Below are 23,555 nucleotides of genomic sequence, written 5' to 3' on the forward strand. Positions count from 1 at the left end.
GGACATGCGGTTGAATCCGAGTGCCGGGGGGCGGCATCCGCTCGCTTCGTGGTGGTTCGCGCGAGGCGTCAGGCGTTCGCGCCCAGCTTGGCGGCGACGAGCTCGGCGATCTGCACCGCGTTGAGCGCTGCGCCCTTGCGGAGGTTGTCGTTCGAGATGAAGAGCACGAGGCCCTTGCCCTCGGGTGCGGACTGATCGGCGCGGATGCGGCCGACGTAGCTGGGATCGGTGCCCGCGGCCTGCAGCGGGGTCGGCACCTCTTCGAACTTCACGCCGGGAGCGCTCGAGAGCAGCTCGGTGGCGCGCTCGGGAGTGATGTCGCGGGCGAACTCGACGTTGATCGACAGCGAGTGGCCGGTGAAGACGGGCACGCGCACGCAGGTGCCGGCGACGCGGAGGTCGGGCAGTTCGAGGATCTTGCGGCTCTCGTTGCGGAGCTTCTTCTCCTCGTCGGTCTCGTTCAGGCCGTCGTCGACGAGGTTGCCGGCGAAGGGGATCACGTCGAAGGCGATCGGGGCGATGTACTTGTCGGGCTGCGGGAAGTCCAGCGCCGAGCCGTCGCGGGCGAGGCGCTCGACGTCGCCCTGCGCGAGCACGCCCTCGACCTGGCCGAGCAGCTCCTGCACGCCGGCGAGGCCGGACCCACTGACCGCCTGATACGTACTGACGATGAGGCGCTCGAGGCCGGCCTCGGCGTCGAGCACCTTGAGCACGGGCATCGCGGCCATCGTGGTGCAGTTGGGGTTGGCGATGATGCCCTTGCGTGCCTCCGCGATCGCGTGCGGGTTGACTTCGCTCACGACGAGGGGCACGTCGGGATCCATGCGCCAGGCGCTGGAGTTGTCGATCACGATGGCGCCGGCCTCGGCGAAGCGCGGGGCGTGGGCGCGGCTGCCGGTGGCGCCGGCTGAGAAGAGGGCGATGTCGATGCCGCCGAGCTCGGCGGTCGCCACATCCTCCACGGTCACGGCCTTGCCCTGGAAGACGATGTCGGAGCCGGCGGAGCGCGCGGTGGCGAAGGCACGGATCTCACGAATCGGGAACCCGCGCTCTTCGAGAATGTCGATCATCGCGCCGCCGACCTGGCCGGTGGCGCCGACGACGGCGACGGAGAGTCCTGAATCGGAGATGCGGGTCATGGTGGTTCCTCAGCGTGGGCACAAGCGTGGAGCGGACGCGCGGGCACCGTCGGACGCGCGGGGTTTGGGCGATTCTACCGCTGGGCGGGAGCGGGGCAGGCCGGATTACGGCGAGCGGTGGGCCACGACAGGCTCCGAAGGATGACCCGCCCCTGGCCCGCCGATCGAGGCGAACGCCTCTTCCGCCGCACATGTCACCGGCGGCGGTACTCGTTCATGACGACTCCCGAACCGAAGGCGCGCGACCGCTCGAGCACGAACGATTCCGGGGCGTAGCCGCCGGCGAACAGCGGCAGGCCGTCACCGAACACGATCGGATTGACCTTGAGCACGAGCCGGTCGATGTCATCGCGCAGCTGCGCCGCGAGCACTCCGCCGCCGCACAGCCAGATGTCGGCACCCGGCCGCCCTTTGAGGTCGGCTACCACACCGCGCGGATCGTCGGCCGTGATGCGGACACTGCCTCCGACATCACGAGAGGTCCGCGAGCGCGAGAAGACGATCTGCTCGAGGTGCGGATAAGGATCATCGGTGAGCGGCAGTCCCGCCGCGAACGTGTTCCAGCCCATGAGCACGGTCGCGAAGCGTCCGCGCGGGGCGGTCGACCCCAGCGCCTCGTAGAGCAGGCCGGGCACGGTGTCTGCCCACTCCGCGTTGATCGCGTCCATATGGTCGCCCTCGACGGGGAACGCGTCGAAGGCTCCGTCCGGTGCGGCGATGCGGCCGTCGAGCGACACGGCGGCGTAATAGATGAGCTCGCGCATGGCTGTCCTTTCACGACATGTGTAGTGATTGAACAGACTACGACATCTGTCGTGGATTAGCTAGAGTGAGGGCCATGGCACGCAACGACGAACGGCGCCGACTGCTCACGGATGCCGGGATCGGCGTCCTCGCCGCGGACGGCATGCGGGGGCTGACGCACCGGGCGGTGGACGCGCGCGCAGGAGTGCCGACAGGGACCGCGTCGAACTACTTCCGCAGCCGGGAGGCACTCGTCGGAGCGCTCGTGGAGCGGATCGGCGAACGCCTCGCCCCCGATCCCGCGGTCCACGCGCAGTGGCGCGACCGCACCCCGACCGCCGCACTGTTCGCGGACTACACCCGGGACATCGTGCGCCGGCTCAGCGCCGAGCGGGACGTGACCCTCGCGCTGTTCACGCTGCGGCTGGAAGCAGCGCGCTCGCCCGCGATCGCTTCAGCGCTCGGCGATTGGATGCGGGCGGGGTTCGCCGCGGACGTCGCCTTCAACCGGGACGCCGGGCTCCCAGGCGGGGCGTTCGAGATCGCGCTGTTCCACTATGCGATCGAAGGGCTGATCCTCGACCGGCTCACGGTGTCGATCGACCCCGAGGCGTCGACGGACGAGATCGTCGAGGCGTTCGTGGAGGGGCTGCTGGGAGGTCGCACCCGCGACGGCGAGCGCCGGGGATGAACGGATGCCTCGGGCCGAGGCATCCGCTTGACCCGAGATGTCGTCAGCGGCCGGTGCCGGCGTAGACGGTCGCCTCGATGTCGCCGTCCAGGCCGTAGGCGGTGTGGACGACGCGGGCGGCCTCGGCCAGGTCATCGCCGCGCACCACGACCGAGATGCGGATCTCGGAGGTCGAGATCATCTCGATGTTGATGCCCGCGACGCTCAGCGCCTCGAAGAGCGTGGCGGAGACGCCCGTGTGGGTGCGCATGCCCGCGCCGACGACGGAGAGCTTGCCGATCTGGTCGTCGTGCACCAGGTTCTCGAACCCGATCTCGGACTGGTCGGCCGCGAGCGCCTTGAGCGCAGTGGCGGCGTCGGTCTTGGGAAGAGTGAACGAGATGTCGGTGCGACCGGTCGTCGCCGCCGACACGTTCTGCACGATCATGTCGACGTTGGCACCGGACTTCGCGACGACCTTGAAGATCTCGGCCGCCTTGCCGGGCACGTCGGGGACGCCGATCACGGTGATCTTGGCCTGGCCGAGGTCGGTGGCGACGCCGGCGACGATGGGCTCTTCCATCTCTTCTCCCCCTGAAATGTCGGGAACTGTGCCCTCGGGAAGGTTCATCCCTTGGCCGAGCACGTAGGTCCCCACGCCCGAACTGAACGTGGAGCGGGCGTGGATGAGCACGCCGTGACGGCGTGCGTATTCGACGGCACGGATGTACAGCACCTTCGCGCCGTTGGCGGCGAGCTCGAGCATCTCCTCGGCCGACACGACGGTGAGCTTCTTCGCCTTCGGCACGACACGCGGGTCGGCCGTGAAGATGCCGTCGACATCGCTGTAGATCTCGCAGACGTCGGCTTCGAGCGCCGCCGCGAGGGCGACAGCCGTGGTGTCGGAGCCGCCCCGGCCGAGCGTCGTGATGTCGCGGGTGTCGCGGTTGAACCCCTGGAACCCGGCGACGATGACGATCGCGCCCTCGTCGAGGGCCTCGCGCAGGCGGATCGGCGTCACATCGACGATGCGAGCCGAGCCGTGGTCGGCAGTCGTGATCATGCCCGCCTGGCTGCCGGTGAAGGAGCGGGCCTCGAAGCCCATGGAGTGGATCGCCATCGCGAGCAGCGCCATCGAGATGCGCTCCCCGCTCGACAGCAGCATGTCGAGCTCGCGCGGCGCCGGGATCGGCGCGACCTGGCTTGCGAGATCGAGAAGCTCATCAGTCGTGTCGCCCATCGCGCTGACGGCCACCACGACGTCGTGACCGGCACGACGGGCGTCGACGATCCGCTTCGCGACGCGCTTGATGCTCTCGGCATCAGCCACCGACGATCCGCCGTACTTCTGGACGATCAGCGCCACATCGAACTCCACGCGTTTGTCTGAGGACGGGTGAGAACGGATGCCGCTCACCGCGGTCTCCTCTCACCCAAGGGTCCATCTTACGGACGCGCTGATGCGCGCCCGGCCATGTGTCGCACCGCCCGAGTGCGGCGAGCGCTGCACAGAATCGGAGCTTCTGCCCGACACGCCGCTCAGGGCGCCCACCGACCGGCGTGTCGGCGAAAGGTCCCGATTCTGTGCGGCGCCAGTAGCATCCGAGGATGGAGCAGATCGAGACGTGGTCGGACTTCAATGTGGCCATGGTCGGCGCGACGGCGGCGCTCGCGGGTCTCGTGATCGTCGCCGCGAGCGTCAACATCGGCGACATCATCAAGGAGCCGTCGCTCACTGCCCGTCTCGCCGCGGGCATCTCGAGCCTCGTGCTCGCGCTCATCGGCTCCGCAATCGGGCTCATTCCGGAGGTCGGGCCCGTCCCGTATGGAGTCGCGATGATCGTCATCGCGCTCGGCGCCGGGCTGTTCCAGGTGCAGGCGACCCGGAGGATCTTCGAGAATCAGCATCCCGCCAACCGGATGCGCTGGCTCAAGTCGGCGGTGGGCTTCGTCGCCCCGCTCGCCTACCTGATCGGCGGCGCACTCCTGGCGGCCGGACAGCCCGCCGGACTGGCGTGGTTCGCCGTCGGGTCGATCGTCGCGATCGGCGCCGCGCTGCTGGTGTCGTGGATCGTGCTGGTCGAAGTGCTGCGCTGACCTCAGTTCGGGGCGATCGGCGGCAGGTCGGCCGTCTCGGTCTTGCGTGCGCGCAGCGCGCCGCCGGTGGCTGCGAGCCAGCACCCGAGGAGCACCAGGGGGAAGCCGATCAGCAGGCCCGGCGTCAGCGGCTCGCCGAGGATGATCGTGCCGAGGACGATCGCGACGACGGGATTGACGTAGGTGAACAGCGGGGCCCTGACCGGGCCGACCCGCGAGATCAGCGCGAAGAAGGCGATGAACGCGAGCGCGGTGCAGAGCACAGCGAGGGCCACGAGCGACACGGTGCTCTCGACGGTCGGCACCTGGTGCTGTGTCAGGAACGCGATCGGCGTGTAGAAGATGCCGACCGCGAAGAGGGCGAGGGTGATCGAGCCCACGGACGGCACGTCGCGCAGTTTGGTCGCGATGACGAAAGGCGCGATCGCGTACAGCAGCGCGACGAGGAGCACCTCGCCGACGGCCAGGAGACCGCCGCCGCCCTCGATGGCGAGCCCCGGACCGGCGACGATCACGAACACGCCCGCGAAGCCGATGAAGAGGCCGATCGCCCGCGCCGGGCTGAGCACCGACCGGTCGCCGCCGCCGAAGGCGATCAGCGCCGCGAACAGCGGCACGGTCGCCACCAGAAGTCCCGTGAGTCCGGAAGGCAGCGTCTGCTCAGCATGGCCGAGCAGCAGGAATGGCCCGGCCATCTCGATGGCGCCGAACAGCAGCACCCAGCCGATCTTCGCGAACGCGGGGCGCAGTGCCTTCTGGTGCAGCGCGAAGGGCAGCAGGAGCAGCGCGCCGAGCAGCGTGCGCCCGGCGACCACCGCCGCGGGCGAGTAGGACTCGACGGCGACGCTGATGAACAGGTACGGGACACCCCACAGCAGCGCCATCGCGGCGAACAGCAGCCATGCGCGCGTGTCGAACCGCTGTGAGGAGTTCATGCGGGGTGTGTCCAAAGTGGTGTGGCGAGTCAGCCGAGACGTCGCCGGACGGACGACGTCGTCATGGACTCAGGTTCCGCGGTCGCCGGCGTTGCGCGCGAGACGGCCGACCGCCAATCTACGACGGACTTCCGACATCCTCGGCGATCGCGGAGGACTCCTGGACCGGCATCGGGGTCAGACCGAGCGGCGGCCCTCGAAGGCGCGACCCAGCGTGACCTCGTCGGCGTACTCGAGGTCGCCGCCGACCGGGAGACCGGAGGCGAGGCGGGTGACCGTGATCTCGAGGGTGTGCAGCAGACGGCTGAGGTAGGTCGCCGTCGCCTCGCCCTCGAGGTTCGGGTTGGTCGCGAGGATGACCTCTTGCACAGTGCCGTCGGCGAGCCGCTGCATGAGCTGCGTGATGCGCAGGTCGTCAGGCCCGATGCCCGCGATCGGGCTGATCGCGCCGCCGAGCACGTGGTACAGCCCGCGGAATTCCCGGGTGCGCTCGATCGCCGCCACGTCCTTGGCATCCTCCACGACGCAGATCAGCGTCTGATTGCGGCGGGGGTCGCGGCAGATCGAGCAGCGCTCCTGCTCGGAGACGTTGCCGCACACCTCGCAGAAGCGAACCCGCTCGCGCACCTCGCTGAGCAGCTCGGCGAGGTGCGACACGTCGAAGTTCGGCGTCTGCAGGATGTGGAACGCGATGCGCTGCGCCGACTTCGGCCCGATCCCGGGAAGGCGGCCGAACTCGTCGATCAGGTCTTGGACGATGCCGTCGTACATGGGCTAGCTGAACCTCGTCGGGGGCTCGTAGGGCTCCTCGCGGACGAACGTCGCGCCGAGCACCTGACGCACGACCGCCTCGCCGTAGCGCTGCACGCCGCCGTTGCGGGTCGTGACCACCGGGGTCAGCGGCGGCGCGACCGTGGGCGGGACCGGGAGGTCGGCGGCGGCATCCGCGTCGTCCTCGTCGTCATCGTCATCGTCATCGCGTTCGAGCGCCGGCGCGATCTCGGCACGCGGCAGGACCTCGCCCTCGCGAGGCGGCGCGAGCGTCGCGACCCGAGCGGTCGCTGCCTCGGCGTCTTCGGGTTCGTCGTCGACCGCGAACTGCGCAGGAGTCTCGGCGGGGAAGGCGGCGGGGCCCGGGTCGGGCGGCGGCGCGTCGTCGTCGGACGGGATGGGTGCGACGGCCCAGTCGGTGACCGGCGCAGCCGCAGCCGGCGTGGTCGGTCGCGGCGCGGCGGGAGCTGTCGCACGCTGCGCCGCGGGAGCTGTCGCACGCGGCGCAGCCGCTACCGGGGCGGGCGCAGCAGGTGCCGACGCACGCGGTGACGCCGCCTGCGCAGGCCGCGACCCGCTCGGCGGGGCGACCGTGGCGCGGGCGGCCGGCGCCTCGGCTGCGGCCGCCTGGCGCGGAGCTTCGCGACCGGGGCCGGAGGGTGCCGGCGCCACCGGGCCGCCCGCACCGCCGGTTCCACCGGAGCCGCCGGCTGCGTCGTGACGGGCGATGTACTTCACGCGGATGCCGAGCACGGCCAGGATCGCCTGCCGCAGGTCTTCGCTGGGTCCCTTGCCCGCGGCGAGCTGCTTGAACTTCGCGACGTCGCTCTGGCTCGAGAACGCGAGGGTGAGCACGTCGTCGTCGAGCGCCACGGTACGGGCGCCCGAAGCGAGCATCCACGACGAGCGGCTGACGTTCTCGAGCTGCGCGAGCACGTGCGGCCAAGCCTGCTGGAGGCGGTCGAGCGTGACCGGGCCGGCGGGGACGGGAGGGGACGCCACAGGCGCGGGCTCGGCAGGCTGCGCGACCTGAGCCGCCGGCGCAGCCACTTCTGGCGGGGTACCTGCAGCGGCTGCAGGTACAGGTGCAGTGGCGGCGGGCGCAGCGGCTGCAGGTGCGGTGGCGGCGGGAGCCGTCGAAGCGGGAGCGGGTGCAGCAGCTGCCGTGGGCGCGGCGACGGGAGCGGCGCCGCGCGCCAGAACGCGGGCGACCATCAGCTCGAGCTGCAGACGCGGCGAGGTGGCGCCGGTCATGTCGTCGAGGGTCGCGATGACGAGGTCGGCGATGTGCGACAGCCGCGACGGACCGAACGCGTCGGCCTGGCGCTGCATGCGCGCGAGGTCTTCGGCCGAGACGCCCCGCAGCACGGCGGCGGCGCCCTGTCCGGTCGCCGACACGACGATGAGGTCGCGCAGGCGCTCGAGCAGGTCGTCGACGAAGCGGCGCGGGTCCTGCCCGGTCTGCACCACGCGGTCGACCGCGGCGAAGGCGGCCGATGCGTCAGAGGCGGCGAACGCGTCGATCACCTCGTCGAGCAGCTCGGCGTGAGTGTAGCCCAGCAGCGCGACCGCGCGGGCGTAGGTGACCTTGGCGTCTTCCGAGCCGGCGATCAGCTGGTCGAGCAGCGACAGGGTGTCTCGGGGCGATCCGCCGCCCGCGCGCACGACGAGCGGCAGCACGCCTTGCTCGACGTTCACGCTCTCCTGCGCGCACAGCTGCTCGACGTACTCGAGCATGGCGGCCGGAGGCACGAGCCGGAACGGGTAGTGATGGGTGCGCGACCGGATGGTGCCGATGACCTTCTCGGGCTCGGTCGTCGCGAAGATGAACTTCACGTGGTCGGGCGGCTCTTCGACGAGCTTGAGCAGGGCGTTGAAGCCCTGCGGGGTGACCATGTGCGCCTCGTCGAGAATGAAGATCTTGAACCGGTCGCGGGCCGGCGCGAACACCGCGCGCTCGCGCAGGTCTCGGGCATCGTCGACGCCGTTGTGGCTCGCCGCGTCGATCTCGACGACGTCGAGCGAACCTCCGCCGCCACGGCCGAGCTCGACGCAGCTGTCGCACGTGCCGCACGGCGTGTCGGTCGGGCCCTGCGCGCAGTTCAGGCACCGGGCGAGAATGCGCGCCGACGTGGTCTTTCCGCACCCGCGGGGGCCCGAGAACAGATACGCATGACCGACCCGGTCGCCGCGCAGCGCGGTCATGAGCGGCTCGGTGACCTGCGACTGCCCGATCATCTCGCCGAACGACTCGGGCCGGTAGCGGCGGTAGAGGGCGGTGGTCACTCCCCCAGCCTACGGCGTGGGGCCGACACTTCGGCAGGCTCAGCCCATCGCACCGCGACCGCACCTCGACAGGCTCGGCGACGGAGGTCGGACCCGAGCCGCGCCGGCCGGCGACACACGGCGATGGCCCGTCGGGATCCCCTGCTAGATTGCTCGGCAGTGACACGGGGTGCCCGCACGGCGGGCTGAGAACACACCCGTCGAACCTGATCTCGATCATGCGAGCGAAGGGATGTCGCGATGAACGCGCGCACCGAAGCACACCTGTCCGCCCTCTCCCCCGCCGCCGCGCTGACGGCGCTGCGGGAGACCTCGCCCCTGGTGCAGTGCATCACCAACTCGGTGGTGACGAACTACACCGCGAACGCACTCCTGGCGGTGGGCGCCGCCCCCGCGATGTCCGACATACCGGGCGAGGCCGGGCTCTTCGCCGGCGTCGCCGACGGCGTGCTCGTCAACCTGGGCACCCCGACCGCCGAGCAGCGCGAGGCCGCCCGGGAAGCGGTGCGCGCCGGCACCCCGTGGGTGCTCGACCCGGTCGCGGTCGGCGTGCTGCCCGTGCGAACGGCCCTCGCCGCCGAGCTTCTCGAGCACCGTCCCGCGATCATCCGCGGCAACGCCTCCGAGATCCTCGCCCTCGCCGGCGGAGGCGGCGGCGGTCGCGGAGTCGATGCGACGGACGGAACGGATGCCGCGGCCGGCGCCGCGCGATCCCTCGCGCTGAGCACCGGCGGCGTGGTGGCCGTGTCGGGCCCGGTCGACCTCGTGACCGACGGCGAGCGGGTGGTCCGCGTCCATGGTGGGGATGCGCTGCTCACGCGCGTCACCGGCGGCGGCTGCTCGCTCGGCGCGGTGATGGCCGCGCTCGTCGGCGTGTGTGCTCCGTTCGAGGCGGCGGTGGCGGCGTCCGTCCTCTACGCGGTCGCGTCCGAACGGGCCGCGGCCCGCGCGGAGGGACCGGGCACCTTCGGCGTGGCGTTGCTCGACGCGCTCGACGCCGTGGCCGCAGCACCGGCCGAGCTCGACGCGCGCGTCGCCGACGTGCTGGCGATCCGATGACGAGGCGCGGCGCGCGTCTCGCGCTGCACCTCGTGACCGACGACCGCCTGCCGTTCGACCGACTGCTCGAGGTCGTCGACGCCGCGGTCGGCGCGGGGGTCGACGTCGTGCAGCTGCGAGCGAAGTCGGTGACCGCCCGCGAAATGCTGCGCCAGGCGCGAGCCCTCTCGGACGTCATCGACCGCCGTTGCCTGCTCCTCGTCAACGACCGCGTCGACGTGGCCGTCGCCGCCCAGGATGCCGGAGCCCGCGTCGACGGCGTCCACCTGGGACAGAGCGACCTCCCGCCCGAAACGGCGCGCCGGCTGCTCGGGTCGAAGGCCGTGATCGGATGGACCGCGAACTCCGCGGAGCATCGGGCTGCAGCGCGTCTCCCCCGCGACGGCACGATCGACTACCTCGGGGTCGGGGTGATCCGGCCGACGTCGACGAAGCCCGACCACCCGCCGGCGCTCGGCGTCGAGGGCTTCGCGGCGTTCGCCGCGGGCGCGGACCTGCCGTGCATCGCGATCGGCGGGGTGACCGAGTCGGATGTCGCTGCCCTGCGCGACTGCGGGGCTGCGGGCGTCGCGGTCGTGTCGGCGATCTGCGGCGCGGACGACCCGGCCGCGGCGGCCCGCGCGCTGCGGAGCGCAGCCGATGCGACCTCGCTCGAGGGGGTCGCGCAGTGACCGGCACCTCGCTCGCCGCGCCTGCACCGACGCCGGTTCGAGCCGTGTCGATCCCGCGGGTGCTCAGCATCGCCGGCACCGACCCGACCGGCGGCGCCGGTGTGCAGGCGGATCTCAAGTCGATCGGCGCCCTCGGCGGCTATGGCATGGCCGTGGTCACCGCACTCGTGGCGCAGAACACGCTCGGCGTGCGCGACGTGCACGTGCCGCCGACGGCGTTCCTCGCCGCGCAGCTGGACGCCGTGTCGGACGACGTCGAGATCGACGCGGTCAAGATCGGCATGCTGCAGTCGGCGGAGATCATCACCACCGTTCGGCAGTGGCTCGGACGCGTGCGCCCGCCGATCGTGGTGCTCGACCCGGTGATGGTGGCGACGAGCGGCGACCCGCTGCTGGACCCCGCTGCCGAGGAGTCACTGCGAGCGCTCGCCGGCGAGGTCGATCTCGTGACCCCGAATCTCGCGGAGCTCGCGGTGCTGATCGGACGCACTCACGCGACCTCGTGGGTGCAGGCCATCGATCACGCGCAGACCCTCGCACGCGACACCGGCACGACGGTGCTGCTGAAAGGCGGGCACCTCGACGGCGCCGAATGCCCGGATGCGATCGTGGCGGCCGACGGCACGGTGCACGAAGTCGGGGGCGTGCGCGTCGAAACGCGTCACACCCACGGCACCGGCTGCTCGCTCTCGTCCGCTATGGCGACGCTGCGTGCGGGCGGCGCGACCTGGCCCGATGCACTGCAGCGGGCGAAGACGTGGCTCACCGGCGCGCTCGCGCACGCCGACGCGCTGCGGGTGGGCGAGGGCAACGGTCCGGTCGACCACTTCCACGAGCTCCGGGGCGAGGCTGGGCCCCCGCCGGAGGCTTTGCGCGACGCGCCGGCGGCGTGCGGAGCGGTCGTGGGGACCAGTCCCCTCCCCTCATGGTCGGCACGCGTGTGGGAGGCCGCGGCAGCGGTGCGCGCCGACGTCGACGACCTCGAGTTCGTGCGCGGGCTCGGCGACGGCACGCTGCCGCGCGAGACGTTCCTGCGCTACCTCGCGCAGGACGCGATCTACCTCGGCGAGTACTCGCGCGTGCTGGCGAAGGCGAGCGCGCTCGCTCCGACGTCGCAGGAGCAGGCGTTCTGGGCGCGCGCAGCGGAGTCCGCCATCGTCGAGGAGCGCCGGCTCCACGAGTCGCACCTCGGCTCGGCGGTGGTCGCCCCCGCGCCGCAGACGCTCGCGTACACGAACCACCTCCATGCGTCGGCCCGTTCCTACGGCGAACTCGTGGCCGCGCTGCTGCCGTGCTTCTGGCTCTATACGGACCTCGGAATCCGTCTCGCCGCCCGGCGACACGATGCGCATCCCTACGACGACTGGCTCGCGATGTACGGCGACCCCGGCTTCACCGCCGCGACCGCCCGCGCGACCGAGATCGCCGATGCGTCTGCGCTCGAGGCCGGGCCGATCGAACGGGCGCGCATGGACGCGGCCTTCGCGTGCTCGATGGCGCACGAGCGGGAGTTCTTCGCCCGAGCGTGACGGTGCCGCGGCGGCACCGCGACGTCGGTGAGATCAGGAGATCCGGCGGCGACAGGTGGATTCCCCGCGAATCGCCCTGCTCTGGCCAGATCTCCTGATCTCGCAGGCGCGTCAGACGTCGGCGCCGTGCTCGACGTCGGCGGCGCCGACGATGATGGGGATCGTCGAGGTGACCGTGGGCACCGATGCCGACAGCAGCGAGCCGTCCTCACGGCGAGCGTCGCCGAGCTCGCGCAGCGATGGGCGCCCCGGGATCACCGGGCCCTGCCCGTCGAGCGGAGCGACGACCTCTTCGCCCGCGCCGACCACGTAGCCCGCGCCTCGCACGCTGAAGCCCACGGGGTCGCCTTCCGTGGCGCGCACCCGCACCTCGTCGCGGGTGACCGTGACGACCAGGCGCGTGCCGTGCCAGTGAAGCACGAACTCGAGCGACGGCCACGAGGCGGGAAGCCTCGGGTCGAACGACAGCTCGCCGAAGTGGTCGCGCATGCCGCCGAATCCGGACACCAGTGCGGTCCACACGCCACCGGCGGACGCCACATGCACACCGTCGGACGCGTTGTGATGCAGATCGCCGAGGTCGACGAAGATCGACTGCCGGAAGTACTCCAGCGCGAGGTCCTGGTAGCCCACCTCCGCGGCGAGGATCGACTGAACGACCGCCGACAGGGTCGAGTCACCGGTGGTCAGCGGGTCGTAGTACTCGAAGTCGGCGAGCTTGTCTTCGTCGGAGAAGTGGTTGCCCTGCAGGAACAGGGCGAGCACGACGTCGGCCTGCTTGAGCACCTGGTACCGGTAGATCACCAGCGGGTGGAAGTGCAGCAGCAGGGGCCGCTTGTCGGGCGGGGTGTTCTCGAGGTCCCAGATCTCGCGCTCGAGGAACACGTGATCCTGCGGATGGATGCCGAGGCTCGGGCTGAACGGGATGTGCATGGCCTCGGCGGCCCGCTCCCACGCCTCGGGCTCGCCCGGCTCGAGGGCGAGGCGATCGACCATCTGGCGGTAGACCTCGCCGTCGGCCTCGGCCATCTCCCGGATGGTGCGGGCGGCGAAGCGGAGGTTGAAGCGCGCCATGACGTTCGTGAAGAGGTTGTCGTTGACGACGGTGGTGTACTCGTCGGGCCCGGTCACGCCATGGATGTGGAACGTGTCGCCCTCGCCGTCCAGCACGCCGTCGCTCGAGCGCCAGAAGCCGAGGGTCGCCCACAGGCGCGCCGTCTCGACGGCGATGTCGACGCCCTCGCGGAAGAGGAAGTCGGTGTCGCCGGTCGCGCGCACGTACTTCGCGAGCGCGAAGCTGACGTCGGCGTTGATGTGGTACTGCGCGGTACCGGCGGCGTAGTAGGCGGAGGCCTCTTCGCCGTTGATCGTGCGCCACGGGAACAGCGCGCCGGCCTCGTTGAGCTGGAAGGCACGCTTGCGGGCGGCGGGCAGCATCAGGTACCTCATCCGCAGCGCGTTGCGCGCCCACAGCGGCGTCGTGTACGCGAGGAACGGGAGAACGTAGATCTCGGTGTCCCAGAAGTAGTGCCCGGAGTATCCGGAGCCCGTCATGCCCTTCGCCGGCACACCCTGGCCGTCGGCACGCGCAGACGCCTGCGCGAGCTGGAACAGGCACCAGCGGGTCGCCTGCTGGAGGTCGTCGTGGCCGCCGATGCGCACGTCCGAACGCTCCCAGAAGGCGTCGAGCCACGCACGCTGCTGGGCGCGGATCGCATCGACGCTCTCGCCGAGGGCGCGGTCGAGGGTGCGGCGGCAGCGGTCGACGAGCTCGCGCGCGGGCACGCCACGCGACGTGTGGTAGCTCACGAGCTTCGTGACCCGGATCGGCACACCGGCCTTCGCGTTCACGCGGAACACGTTCTTCGCGATGTCCGGCTCGATGAGCGTGCGCGAGGTGTACTCGTTCGCCGTCTCGACGAGGTGATCGGCCACGACGGCGATGGTCATGCCCGAGTCGGTGGCGCGGTACGACAGGGCCGAGCGCAGCTTGTCCTGCCAGTACTCCTGCGGCTGCAGCACGCGCTCGTGCAGCTTCTCTGTCTTTCGCGGGTCGAATCCGGCCCTGCGCGGCGCCGCCGGAGTGCCGCCGTAGACGTCTTCGCCATCCTGACGGTTGAGGATCTGGCAGCTCACGGTGACGGGGGCGTCGGCGTTGAGCACGGTGACGTCCACCGTCATGAGCGCGAGGTGCTTCTCCTCGAACGACACCAGCCGCTCGTAATCGATCCGCACCTCCTTGCCCGACGGCGTGACCCACAGGATGTGCCGGCGCTGCACGCCGTCGCGCATGTCGAGCGTCCGCTCGTACTCGCGCACGTCGGCGACATCGAGCGACAGCGGCTCGTCGTCGACGTAGACGCGCATGACCTTGGCGTCGGGGGCGTTGATGATCGTCTGGCCCACCTCGGCGAAGCCGTAGGCCTGCTCGGCGTGACGGATCGGGAACGTCTCGTGGAACCCGTTGATGAACGTGCCGTGCTCATGTGCGTGGCGGCCCTCGGGCTGGTTGCCTCGCAGGCCGAGGTAGCCGTTGCCGACGGCGAACAGCGTCTCTGTGACGCCGGCGTCATCGAGGTCGAACGACGTCTCGACGAGGCGCCACGGGTCGACGGGGAACCGGTCGCGATCGATCATCGTGCGAACTCCTCCAGATCCTTCACCACGACGTGTGCGCCCGCCTCGACGAGGTCCTCCTCGCCGGCTCCGCGGTCGACGCCCACCACCAGCCCGAACCCGCCGGCCGCAGCGGACTGCACGCCGCTGATGGCGTCCTCCACCGCGACACTGCGCGCGGGCTCGACGCCCAGCATCCGTGCCGCCTCCAGGAACACGTCGGGTGCGGGCTTCGAGGCGAGGTGGTCGCGTTCGGCGATGACGCCGTCCATGACGACGGCGAAGCGATCACGGATGCCGGCTGCCGCCAGCACCTCCTCCGCGTTCTTGGAGCTCGACACCACCGCGACGGTGGTGCCTGCTGCCGCGAGCGCGTCGAGAAGCCGCAGCGAGCCCGGGTACGCCGAGATGCCGTCGGCGCGGAGCACGCGCTCGAACACGGCGTTCTTGCGATTGCCGATGCCGCACACCGTGTCGGCCGTGACCGGATCGGACGGGTGGCCCCACGGCACCTCGACGTCGCGGGAGCGCAGCAGGCTCGCCACTCCGTCGTAGCGCTTCTTCCCGTCGAGGTGATCGAAGTAGTCGCGCTCGGCGTACGGCGGGGTGATGTCCCACGCCGCGAAGAGCTCCTCGAACATCGTCTGCCAGGCATGCATGTGCACTTCGGCGGTGGGCGTGAGGACGCCGTCCAGATCGAACAGCACGGCGTCGTAAGCGGTCAGATCGGGCAGGGCGTCGTCAGCCACAGAACCTCCGAGAGCGGGTGCGGGTGCGTCGGCACTGCATCGCGCCGTCCAGCAAGCGTAATGCGGGCAGGTGTCCGGTCGCACCCCGTGACGGTCACGCGCGGGCGACACTCAGGGTCTGGCGCGCGATCTCGAGCTCCTCATCGGTCGGCACGACGAGGACGGTCACGGCCGAGGCATCCGTCGAGATGATCCGGATGCCGCGCTCGCGGCTCTCGTTTCGAGCCGGGTCGATCTCGACGCCCGCGAAGCCGAGCGTCTCGAGCGCTCCCGCGCGCACGTGGGGTGCGTTCTCGCCTACACCCGCGGTGAACGAGATGACGTCGGCGCCGCCGAGCTGCGCGAGGTAGGCGCCGGCGTAGGCGCGCAGCCGGTGCACGTACACCTCGAACGCGAGGATCGCGCGTTCCTCGCCTCGTTCGATCGCAGCGCGGATGTCGCGCAGGTCGTTGGAGCCCGCGAGCCCGAGCAGCCCGCTGCGTTTGTTGAGCAGCTCGTCGAGGTCGTCGACGGTCATGCCGGCGCGCCGTTCGAGCTGGAACAGCACGGCCGGGTCGATGTCGCCCGAGCGGGTGCCCATCACCAGCCCCTCGAGCGGGGTGAACCCCATCGAGGTGTCGACCGAGCGGCCGCCGTCGATCGCGGTCACCGACGCCCCGTTGCCGAGGTGGAACACGATCTGCCTTAGCTCGGCGAGCGGGCGCCCGAGGAACGCCGCCGCGGCTTCGCTCACGAACTTGTGCGACGTGCCGTGGAATCCGTAGCGGCGGATGCGATGGGATGCCGCGACCTCGGCGTCGATCGCGTAGGTGTAGGCCGCCGGCGACAGGGTCTGGTGGAAGGCGGTGTCGAAGACGGCCACGTGCGGCACGTCGGGGAAGGCCGCACGGGCGGCGACGATGCCGGCGAGGTTCGCGGGGTTGTGCAGAGGGGCGAGCACTGACAGCTCGTCGATGTTGATCTCGACGAGGGGCGTGATCAGCGTCGGCTCGAAGAAGCGTGCACCGCCGTGCACGACGCGGTGCCCCACGGCGACCGGCGGCGTCTCGGCGAGCGACGGGCCGTCCGACGCGAACGCCTCGAGCATCACGCCGAAGCCGGCGGTGTGGTCGGGGATCGGAAGCTCGCGGGTGCGCGTGGCGTCGAGGAAGGCCGGCGAGGGGCCGTCCGTCGGCGTGGCGTACACGGTGTGACGCGCGACGCCCATCGGGTCGCCGATGCGCTCGACGAGTCCGGAAGCGAGCGTGCGCTCGGAGTCCATGTCGAGGAGCTGGTACTTGAACGACGACGAGCCGCTGTTGATCACGAGCACCGGGGTCATCGCGCGTTCCCTTCTTCTTCCGGTCGCCGTCTCAGCGCCCGGCCTCCTGCGCCTGGATCGCGGTGATCGCGATCGTGTTGACGATGTCGTCGACCAGGGCGCCTCGCGAAAGGTCGTTGATCGGCTTGTTGAGGCCCTGCAGCACCGGCCCGATCGCGACGGCACCCGCCGAGCGCTGCACCGCCTTGTACGTGTTGTTCCCGGTGTTGAGGTCGGGGAAGACGAAGACCGTCGCGCGCCCCGCGACCGCCGACCCGGGCATCTTCGCCGCGGCGACCGCGGCATCGGCCGCCGCGTCGTACTGGATCGGCCCTTCCACGAGGAGCTCCGGGGCTCGCGAGCGGACGAGGGCCGTGGCATCCCTCACCTTCTCGACATCGGCACCCGATCCCGACTCCCCCGTCGAGTAGGAGAGCATCGCCACGCGCGGGTCGATCCCGAACTGCGAAGCGGTCGCAGCCGACGAGATCGCGATGTCGGCGAGCTGCTCGCTCGTCGGGTCGGGGATGACGGCGCAGTCGCCGTAGACCAGCACGCGGTCGGCGAGTGCCATGAGGAAGACGCTCGACACGACGGAGACGCCCGGCCTGGTCTTGATGATCTCGAACGCGGGGCGGATCGTGTGCGCCGTCGTGTGCGCGGCGCCCGACACCATGCCGTCGGCGAGACCGAGGTGCACCATCATCGTGCCGAAGTACGAGACATCCGTGACGGTGTCGGCGGCCTGCCTCACGGTGACGCCCTTGTGGGCGCGCAGGCGCGCGTACTCCTCGGCGAACTTGTGCACGTGGACGGCGTCCATGGGCGAGAGCACCTCGGCGCCCTGGATGTCTATGCCCAGCTCGATCGCGCGGGCGCGCACCTCGAAGGGCTCGCCGAGGATCACGAGGTCCGCGATGCCGCGCTTGAGCACCGTCGCCGCAGCACGCAGCACGCGGTCGTCGTCGCCCTCGGGGAGCACGATGCGCTTGCGCTGCGCGCGCGCCCGCTCGATGAGCTGGAACTCGAACATGAGCGGCGTGACGACCGTCGCGCGCGCCAGGCCGAACGCGACGAGGAGCTCGTCGGTGTCGACGCTCTGCTCGAAGAGGGCGAGCGCCGTGTCGTAGCGGCGCTGCGAGTCGGCGGCGAGGCGGCCGCGGGTGCCCATGATGCGCACGGCGGTCTCGTAGGTGCCGAGCTCGGTCGTGATGATCGGCACGCTCGAGCCGAGGCCGTCGATCAGGCGCGTGACGGGCTCGGGCAGCTCGAACCCGCCGTTGAGCACGATGCCCGAGATCGAGGGGAACGTACCCGACGCGTTGGCGAGCAGGGTCGCCAGCAGCACCTCGGAGCGGTCCGCGGGGATGATGACGACTGCACCCTCCAGCAGGCGCGGCAGCACGTTCACCATCGACATCCCCGCGACCACCACCGCGAGCGCCTCGCGCGTGAGCCGGCCGGCATCGCCGGCGAGCATCTCTCCGTCGACCGAGCGCATGATGCCGCGGATCGACGGCGCCACGAGGAACCGGTCCTCCGGGATCGCCCAGACGGGAACAGGTGCGGCAGGGGCGGCGCCGTCGAGGTGCGCCTGGATCGACCGCCGGATGGCGTCGAGGGTCTCATCGGCGCGCTCGGCGTCGGCGCGGTTCGCCACGACGGCGAACAGCTTCGCCCGCCCGTGGGCGAGTTCCGCGAGCGCCAGGTCGGCGATCTGGCCCATCTCGGCGGGCGTGCGCGCGAGCGAGGAGCCGAGCTGCTCGGGCTGCGTCTGGTTCTGAGCCGAGCGGCCTCCCAGCACCAGCAGCACCGGGGCTCCGAGGTTCGCCGCGATGCGGGCGTTGTAGGCGAGCTCGGCGGGGCTCCCCACATCCGTGTAGTCGCTGCCGACGATCACGACCGCGTCGCACTGGGCCTCGACCGCCTTGTAGCGCTCGACGATGGTCGCGAGCGCAGCATCCGGATCATGCCTGACGTCGTCGTAGGTGACCCCGATGCAGTCGTCGTACGGAAGATCGACGCCGTCGTGATCGAGCAGCATCTCGAGCACGTAGTCGCGCTCGACGGTCGACCTGGCGATCGCCCGGAACACCCCCACCCGCGGTGTCGCGTGGCTCAGTGCGTCGAGCACCCCGAGAGCGACCGTTGACTTCCCCGAGTGGCCTTCTGCCGACGTGATGTAGATGCTCTGCGCCACGCGACCAGCCTATGGGCGGGACGGATGCCGCGGCCAGGCGTGCCACCGGAACAAAAGCAGCACGCCCCACGGAGTCCGCATCGGCGGCCCCCGCGGATACCCTCGACGGCATGCACGAACCTCGCCCCGGAATCGACGTCCCCGATCATCGCGGCCGGACCGGCCTCGACCGGACGGGGCGGGAGCTCGACCGCAACCGGGACGTGCGCGTGACCGACGTCGAGGTTCTCGCGTCGGCGTGGCACGTGCTGCGGCGCACCACCCTGGAGTACCGCGGGCCGTCCGGCCGCTGGGAGACCCAGCAGCGCGAGACGTACGACCGCGGGAACGGCGCGACCGTGCTGCTGTACGACCCGGCCCGACGCACGGTGCTGCTCACGCGCCAGTTCCGTTACCCCGTCTACGTCAACGACCACCCCGACGGCATGCTGATCGAGACCGCCGCAGGACTCCTGGACGAGGACGACCCCGCCACCGCGATCCGGCGCGAGGCCGTCGAGGAGACCGGTGTCGACATCGGCGAGCTCGAGCACGTGTGGGACGTCTACATGAGCCCGGGCTCGGTCACGGAGCGGCTGCACTTCTTCGCGGCGCCCTACGACGGCGCGGCCGGGGTCGGCGAGCGCGGCGGCCTGGCGGAGGAGGGTGAGCACATCGAGCTGCTCGACCTCGGCATCGAGGAGGCTCTCGCGATGGTCCGCGACGGGCGGATCCAGGACGCGAAGACCATCATGCTGCTGCAGTGGTCGATGCTGGAGGGCCCGTTCGCCCGGGAAAATTAAGACTCTCCGCGAACCCGGCAGAGCCTGGTTACCCTTGCTACGTTTCCGTCCTGGGGGAGTTGGCCTGGATGCCGCCTCGCGGAGAGCTGGGTCAAGTCTAACCCGTCCGCAGACCGGTCAGTCACACCACCAGCGGCCCGAGACGCACGGCGAGCGGGTGAAGGACCGACAGCACCTGCGAGGGCTCGTCGGCCCTATGACGTGGACCCGAGAAGCCGACGGCGCCCGCGAAGCGGCCGGTCGCATCCCGGATGGGCACGGCGACGCAGCCGTAGCCCGGGACGATCTCGCCCAGCTGCCGCGTCGCGCCGAGCTCGGCGAATTCCTGTCGGGTCGTGCTCTGCGCACTCTCCTGCTCGACCAGCAGGAGGCGCCCCATCGCGGACCTGGCGGGTTCGCGCGCGAGGCGAACCTCGTCCGACAGCGGGAAGTCGGGATCGGCGTCGACCACCGCGACGCGCCCGTCGACGAAGAACACCACGTGCACCCCGCCGCGCAGGGCGGCGCGGGCCTCCGCCACGATTCCCCGCGCGGCTGACGTCAGGCGCGCCGGTCCCGCGGCCACCGCGGCGAGCTGCACGACCTTGGCGCCGAGCGCGAAGCCCGTGAGGTCGGGCGTGCGGACGAGGTACTCGTCCTGCACGAGGAGGTTGAGCAGCCGGTAGGCGGTCGCGCGCGGCAGTCCCAGCTCCTGCGAGATCTCGCGCGCCGTCGCCCCCGCGCCCAGATGCGCCACGGCCTCCAGCACGCCGAGCGCGCTGTGCACCGCCTTGGGCTGGCGTGCCGTGAGCGTCGGCCCCCGCGAGGGCTCGTCAGTCACCATCGGCCGCTTCCGGTCGGGCGACACCGCCGAGCACCTGGGAGGCGACGGGCTCGTCGTACGAGCCGATCCGCGCCAGGGACGGCAGCCCCCGTCGCAGCCGCACGACCACCGCGACGGCGGCGATCCCGGCGACCGCCAGCACCACCCACAGTGCGACGCTGCCCGCCGCGGCGTCGACCGCGAAGAAGGTGACGAGCGCGGCTGCGAGCACGACCGCCGACACCGTCGCCGCGACCGTCGACCCGATCGTCGCCTCGCCGATGCGCCGCAGGAACACCGGCGCCGCCGCGCACACCAGGATGTACGCGACGATATAGCCGGCGCCCCCGACGGCTATGGTCGCGTGCATCGCGCCGCGGACGTCGAGTCCCGCGAGCAGCAGCGCGAACGGCACCACGATGATCACCGGCAGGGCCAGTGCGACGGCGCCGATCGGCGTTCCGAAGCGTGGGTGGGCTCGCCCGGCCACCGGCGGAAGGACGCCGTCGCGGCCCATCGTGAACACCACCCGCGTGAGCGCGGTGGTCGAGCCGATCGCGCACGCGAGGAACGACGCGGCGATGCCGATGTCGGCCACGACGCCCCATCCGCCCAGCCCGTACGCGGTGGCGAGCTCGTTGATCGGAGAGGCGCTCGCGGCGAGCGATGCTCCGAGCGCGTCGAAGCCCGCGACCTGGGCGACGGCGGCCAGCACGTAGAGCCCACCCGACAGGATGACCGTCCACACGATCGCGCGGGGCACGTTGCGAAGAGGCGTGCGCGCCTCGACGCCGAGCGTCGAGGCGCTCTCGAAGCCGACGAACGCGGTGAGTGCGATCACCGAACCCGCGGCGAGCGCGGCGGGTTCGATCCCACCGAGTCCCAGGACCTCCGCCGGATCGATCGGGCCGATCCGGACCAGCAGCACGACCAGGAGCACCGCGATGAGCACCACCGACAGCCCCTCGACGACGAGGGCGATCCGCGATGAGATGCGGATGCCGCGCACCAGCACGACCGCGACGAATGCGGCCTCCGCCGCCAGGACCGCCGCCAGGGTGCCGGGTCCGCCGAACGCGGGCCAGACCGCCTCCAGCAGGAATGTCACGTAGTAGGCGCCGCCCAGCAGGGCGAACATCGCGATCGCGCCGTAGCCGACGAGGATCGCCGCGCCGGACGCGAGGCCCGCACCCGCCCCCAGACCCCGCGCCGTGTAGGTGTAGGTGGAGCCTGCGGCGGCCAGTCGGCGCGCGAACTGCGAGATCGTGCGGGCCACCAGCAGGCTCAGCACCCCGGCGAGGACGATCGACAGCACGGTCGCCGACGGTGAGATGCCCGCGACGAGGAGCACGACGGTCGTCGCCGCGGCGGCGGGTGCGACCGCGGCGACGGACTGCGCGAGCACGTCCATGAAACCGACGCTGCGCCGCTCGAGACCGTACAAGGGCGAGCGGGCTCCGAAGTCGTGGACGGGGTCGGGCCGCGCGATCGCGCGCTCCAGTGCGGTCATGTCGCCCTCCGGGTGTTGCGGACCACACGATACGCGGCTGCCGTTGCCACCCCGCTTCCCTCGTGTTTCGGCCGCGTATCGCCCGAATGAGACACCGCCGACGCCGGGTCTCAGTCGGCGTGCGGGAGGTTTCACGAGCGGGTGACGACGGTGCAATCCGGTGCAGCGATGCTCGGGGCATCCCGTTCCCGCGTTCGCCCCGGAGGTCCTGCCATGACCCAGCTCGAATCGAAGGGAGTCGAGGCGTCCGCCAAGCGCACGCTCACCGGCTCCCTCGGAGTCACCGCCATCGTCTTCATGGTGGTGGCCGCCGCATCCCCTCTCACCGTGATCGGCGGCGCCGCGCCGCTGGGCATGCTGCTCGGCAACGGGATCGGCTTCCCCGCCCTCTACGCCATCAGCGCCGTCATCCTGCTCCTGTTCGCGGTGGGCCTCGCGGCGATGACTCGTCATGTCCCGAAGCCGGGGGCCTTCTTCACCTATGTCGGCTACGGCCTGGGGCGATCGACCGGCCTCGCCAGCGCGTGGATCGCGATGCTGACGTACACGACCATCCAGGTCTCGGTGTACGGCTACCTCGGCTATATCCTCTCGGTCACGGTGCAGTCGCTCGGCGGACCGGCGCTGCCCTGGTGGCTCATGTCGCTCGCGACGATCGCCGTCGTCGGCGTGCTCGGCTACCGGCACATCGACCTGTCCAGCAAGGTGCTCGGTGTGCTGCTGGTCGCCGAGGTCGGCATCGTGCTCGCGATGATCGTCGTCGTGATCGCGAGCGGCGGAGCCGAGGGTCTGAGCCTTGCGCCGTTCGAGCCGGCCAACATCGCCGCCGGCTCGCCCGGCGTCGGGCTGATGTTCGCGATCGCCGCGTTCATCGGGTTCGAGGCGACGGCGATCTTCCGCGACGAGGCCAAGGATCCGAACCGCACGATCCCCCGCGCCACGTACGCGGCGGTCATCGGCATCGGCATCTTCTACACGCTCGCCTCGTGGGGCCTGGTCATGGCGTGGGGCCCGAGCAGCGTGCTGGAGGTGATCGCCGAAGACCCGGGCACGTTCATCATCGCGACCATGGCCCGCTACCTCGGCCCCTTCGGCGAGGTCGCCGTCAACATCCTGCTGATCACGGCCATGTTCGCGTGCGTGCTGTCGTTCCACAACGTCGTCACGCGCTATCAGCACTCCATGGCGAACGCGGGAGTGCTGCCCGACAAGCTCGGCGCCGTCCACGCGAAGCATCTGTCGCCGCACGTGTCGTCGCTCGTGCAGACCGTCACCGCGGTCGTGCTCATCGCCGTCTTCGCGGTGCTGGGCCTGGACCCCGTCCTCCAGGTGTTCACGTGGTTCGCCGGCGTCGCGACGCTCGCCATCGCCATCCTCATGGCCGTCACCTCGGTGGCCGTCATCGTCTACTTCGCCAGGACGAAGAAGGACGGCCGGGCGTGGAACACCGTGATCGCCCCCGCACTCGGATTCGTCGGGCTCGTGCTGTCGGCGGCGCTCATCGTGGCCTACTTCCCGATCATGGTCGGCGATGTCGACGCCGGCGGAAACCCGGTGTTCGGCGCCGTCAGCTGGTTCCTCCTGGGCCTCGTGGTGGTCGTGCCGATCATCGGCTACGCCCAGGCCGCGTGGATCAAGAACCGGCGCCCCGCCGCCTATGCCAAGCTCACCGACTCGATCGCCGGCTGACCCGCG

At 71.0% G+C, this 23,555-nt stretch carries 19 protein-coding genes, 1 other RNA gene and 1 riboswitch; of the genes, 7 read left to right on the forward strand and 13 right to left on the reverse strand.

Going from position 1 to position 23,555, the window contains the following annotated elements:
- Positions 1 to 68: 68 nt before the first annotated feature.
- Positions 69 to 1,139 (reverse strand): aspartate-semialdehyde dehydrogenase, encoded by a 1,071-nt coding sequence (locus J2Y46_RS16475; protein WP_045300107.1) that lies wholly within the window; start codon positions 1,137 to 1,139, stop codon positions 69 to 71.
- 194 nt (positions 1,140 to 1,333) lie between these two features.
- Positions 1,334 to 1,903 (reverse strand): dihydrofolate reductase family protein, encoded by a 570-nt coding sequence (locus J2Y46_RS16480; protein ID WP_045300108.1) that lies wholly within the window; start codon positions 1,901 to 1,903, stop codon positions 1,334 to 1,336.
- A 74-nt stretch (positions 1,904 to 1,977) separates the two neighbouring features.
- Here J2Y46_RS16480 and J2Y46_RS16485 point away from each other — a divergent pair, with 74 nt between their 5' ends.
- Entirely contained in the window at positions 1,978 to 2,574 is a 597-nt protein-coding gene (locus J2Y46_RS16485) for a TetR/AcrR family transcriptional regulator (RefSeq protein ID WP_045300110.1), read from the forward strand.
- A 43-nt stretch (positions 2,575 to 2,617) separates the two neighbouring features.
- On the opposite strand, the gene J2Y46_RS16490 is transcribed toward J2Y46_RS16485, so the two are convergent.
- Positions 2,618 to 3,919, reverse strand: a complete 1,302-nt coding sequence (locus J2Y46_RS16490) for an aspartate kinase (protein ID WP_045300566.1) — start codon at positions 3,917 to 3,919, stop codon at positions 2,618 to 2,620.
- A 242-nt stretch (positions 3,920 to 4,161) separates the two neighbouring features.
- Between J2Y46_RS16490 and J2Y46_RS16495 the strand changes: the two genes are divergently transcribed.
- Complete coding sequence (locus tag J2Y46_RS16495) at positions 4,162 to 4,650, forward strand: hypothetical protein (RefSeq protein WP_310243719.1); 489 nt, start codon at positions 4,162 to 4,164, stop codon at positions 4,648 to 4,650.
- Between the two features lie 2 nt (positions 4,651 to 4,652).
- On the opposite strand, the gene J2Y46_RS16500 is transcribed toward J2Y46_RS16495, so the two are convergent.
- From J2Y46_RS16500 to J2Y46_RS16510, 3 genes are all read right to left on the reverse strand, one after another.
- A complete protein-coding gene (locus J2Y46_RS16500) occupies positions 4,653 to 5,585 on the reverse strand; it encodes a DMT family transporter (RefSeq protein ID WP_310243722.1) in 933 nt (310 codons plus the stop codon).
- Between the two features lie 177 nt (positions 5,586 to 5,762).
- Positions 5,763 to 6,356 (reverse strand): recombination mediator RecR, encoded by a 594-nt coding sequence (recR, locus tag J2Y46_RS16505; protein ID WP_045300115.1) that lies wholly within the window; start codon positions 6,354 to 6,356, stop codon positions 5,763 to 5,765.
- Between the two features lie 3 nt (positions 6,357 to 6,359).
- Complete coding sequence (locus J2Y46_RS16510; protein ID WP_310243725.1) at positions 6,360 to 8,642, reverse strand: DNA polymerase III subunit gamma and tau; 2,283 nt, start codon at positions 8,640 to 8,642, stop codon at positions 6,360 to 6,362.
- 155 nt (positions 8,643 to 8,797) lie between these two features.
- Positions 8,798 to 8,892: riboswitch (TPP riboswitch) on the forward strand.
- Here J2Y46_RS16510 and thiM point away from each other — a divergent pair.
- From thiM to J2Y46_RS16525, 3 genes are all read left to right on the forward strand, one after another.
- A complete protein-coding gene (gene thiM, locus J2Y46_RS16515) occupies positions 8,883 to 9,701 on the forward strand; it encodes a hydroxyethylthiazole kinase (protein WP_310243726.1) in 819 nt (272 codons plus the stop codon). Its footprint overlaps the riboswitch before it by 10 nt.
- Positions 9,698 to 10,372 (forward strand): thiamine phosphate synthase, encoded by a 675-nt coding sequence (thiE, locus tag J2Y46_RS16520; RefSeq protein WP_310243728.1) that lies wholly within the window; start codon positions 9,698 to 9,700, stop codon positions 10,370 to 10,372. Before thiM ends, thiE begins: the two co-directional genes overlap by 4 nt.
- On the forward strand, positions 10,369 to 11,901 hold the full coding sequence (locus J2Y46_RS16525; RefSeq protein ID WP_310243730.1) for a bifunctional hydroxymethylpyrimidine kinase/phosphomethylpyrimidine kinase: 1,533 nt from the start codon (positions 10,369 to 10,371) through the stop codon (positions 11,899 to 11,901). Before thiE ends, J2Y46_RS16525 begins: the two co-directional genes overlap by 4 nt.
- Positions 11,902 to 12,012: 111 nt before the next feature.
- Here J2Y46_RS16525 and J2Y46_RS16530 read toward each other — a convergent pair whose 3' ends face one another.
- The 4 genes from J2Y46_RS16530 to pta all read right to left on the reverse strand — a co-directional run bounded on the left by J2Y46_RS16530 (position 12,013) and on the right by pta (position 18,766).
- On the reverse strand, positions 12,013 to 14,538 hold the full coding sequence (locus J2Y46_RS16530) for a glycoside hydrolase family 65 protein (protein ID WP_045300124.1): 2,526 nt from the start codon (positions 14,536 to 14,538) through the stop codon (positions 12,013 to 12,015).
- Positions 14,535 to 15,266 (reverse strand): HAD family phosphatase, encoded by a 732-nt coding sequence (locus J2Y46_RS16535; protein ID WP_045300126.1) that lies wholly within the window; start codon positions 15,264 to 15,266, stop codon positions 14,535 to 14,537. Before J2Y46_RS16535 ends, J2Y46_RS16530 begins: the two co-directional genes overlap by 4 nt.
- Positions 15,267 to 15,360: 94 nt before the next feature.
- The gene (locus tag J2Y46_RS16540) at positions 15,361 to 16,587 is read right to left on the reverse strand and encodes an acetate/propionate family kinase (protein ID WP_045300128.1); all 1,227 of its coding nucleotides are present in this window, start codon (positions 16,585 to 16,587) and stop codon (positions 15,361 to 15,363) included.
- A 31-nt stretch (positions 16,588 to 16,618) separates the two neighbouring features.
- The gene (gene pta / locus J2Y46_RS16545) at positions 16,619 to 18,766 is read right to left on the reverse strand and encodes a phosphate acetyltransferase (protein WP_045300130.1); all 2,148 of its coding nucleotides are present in this window, start codon (positions 18,764 to 18,766) and stop codon (positions 16,619 to 16,621) included.
- A gap of 110 nt (positions 18,767 to 18,876) precedes the next feature.
- Between pta and J2Y46_RS16550 the strand changes: the two genes are divergently transcribed.
- Positions 18,877 to 19,548: an NUDIX domain-containing protein gene (locus tag J2Y46_RS16550; RefSeq protein ID WP_045300132.1), complete on the forward strand. Its 672-nt coding sequence runs from the start codon at positions 18,877 to 18,879 to the stop codon at positions 19,546 to 19,548.
- Here the strand turns inward: J2Y46_RS16550 and ffs are convergent.
- The 3 genes from ffs to J2Y46_RS16565 form a co-directional block, all read right to left on the reverse strand.
- Positions 19,543 to 19,639: signal recognition particle sRNA small type (gene ffs / locus J2Y46_RS16555), an RNA gene on the reverse strand. The two genes, J2Y46_RS16550 and ffs, sit on opposite strands and share 6 nt — an antisense overlap.
- 30 nt (positions 19,640 to 19,669) lie before the next feature.
- Entirely contained in the window at positions 19,670 to 20,368 is a 699-nt protein-coding gene (locus J2Y46_RS16560) for an IclR family transcriptional regulator (protein ID WP_245619608.1), read from the reverse strand.
- The gene (locus J2Y46_RS16565) at positions 20,361 to 21,860 is read right to left on the reverse strand and encodes an APC family permease (RefSeq protein WP_045300134.1); all 1,500 of its coding nucleotides are present in this window, start codon (positions 21,858 to 21,860) and stop codon (positions 20,361 to 20,363) included. The genes J2Y46_RS16560 and J2Y46_RS16565 overlap by 8 nt, the downstream gene beginning before the upstream one ends.
- A 213-nt stretch (positions 21,861 to 22,073) precedes the next feature.
- Between J2Y46_RS16565 and J2Y46_RS16570 the strand changes: the two genes are divergently transcribed.
- Positions 22,074 to 23,549 (forward strand): APC family permease, encoded by a 1,476-nt coding sequence (locus J2Y46_RS16570; protein ID WP_045300136.1) that lies wholly within the window; start codon positions 22,074 to 22,076, stop codon positions 23,547 to 23,549.
- Positions 23,550 to 23,555 lie beyond the last annotated feature (6 nt).

The sequence above is a fragment of the Microbacterium sp. BE35 genome, from assembly GCF_031457705.1.
Classification (GTDB): domain Bacteria; phylum Actinomycetota; class Actinomycetes; order Actinomycetales; family Microbacteriaceae; genus Microbacterium; species Microbacterium trichothecenolyticum.